The organism is Actinoallomurus acaciae (genome assembly GCF_042429965.1).
Lineage (GTDB): Bacteria > Actinomycetota > Actinomycetes > Streptosporangiales > Streptosporangiaceae > Actinoallomurus > Actinoallomurus acaciae.
In genome coordinates this window covers 1-861 of sequence record NZ_JBHLZP010001185.1, presented here as the reverse complement: position 1 = coordinate 861, position 861 = coordinate 1, and the positions used below count along the sequence as shown (strand labels likewise).

At 74.3% G+C, this 861-nt stretch carries 1 protein-coding gene and 1 pseudogene; one reads left to right on the top strand and one right to left on the bottom strand.

Features of this window, described 5'->3' with window-relative positions:
• On the top strand, window positions 1-233 hold a 233-nt coding region (locus ACFFNX_RS51515; RefSeq protein ID WP_378213829.1), incomplete at its 5' end, for a hypothetical protein.
• Window positions 234-275: 42 nt separating this feature from the next.
• On the opposite strand, the pseudogene ACFFNX_RS51510 reads toward ACFFNX_RS51515, so the two are convergent.
• Window positions 276-861: pseudogene (locus ACFFNX_RS51510) on the bottom strand (hypothetical protein); the annotation flags it as partial.

Genomic DNA, 861 nt, shown 5'->3' with positions numbered 1-861 from the left:
GGCCGGGCAGCGCGGCGGTGACCGCGGCCTACGCTCCCGCCGTGCCCGCGCCCCGCGACAGCCTGCCCGCCGCTCCGGAGTCGGCGGACGAGGTGTTCGCCCGCGCCGTCCGTCACCAGGACGAACACGTCATCAAGCTCGCCGACACCTGCCTCGACGTCCACCAGCGCACGGGCCATTCCGACGCGCTCGCCGCGGTCGTCCGCGCGACCGAGCTGATCAGCGAACCCTGACGCGCTGCTCCGAGTGCCGGCGGGGTCCCGCGGCGCCCGGCTTCACTTGCCGCAGTGGCTCCAGCCGCTGGTCCACTTGGCGCTCTTCGACGCGCCGCCCCACATCACGCACTTGCCTCGCGCCGGCAGGCGGATCGGGCCCGCGTAGAACGGGAAGGCACCCGACCGGCTCTCCCGGTCTCCGCCCTTGACCACGAGCGATGCGGTCAAGAAGACCTTGCCCGACGAGCGCGACACCATGGTGACCACGCAGTTGGTGCCGGCCTTCGCGTCGTAGAGCAGGTAGGTCCGCGCCTCTCCCAGCGCGTGTGTGTCGATGACGCGGTAGCCGCTGCCGCACAGGCGCTGGGGCTTGTACGGGTTGGCGCGGACGGTCTTCTTGGGGGTCGGGCGCCGGGAGGGCGTACGGGACGGAGTATGGCTCCGCTTCGGGCGGTGGGAGCTCTGCGGAGTCGGCGGCGGCGGGGCGGCGGCCGGGTTCTGGGGGTCGCCGCCCGAGTCGTTCGTGGCGGCCAGCGCTCCGATGCCGGCACCCACGACGACGAGCCCGGCCACCACCGCGCCGATGATCAGGCCGGTACGGCTCTTGCGCCGGGGTGGCCCGTCCGGGCCGGACGGGCCCGCGCCC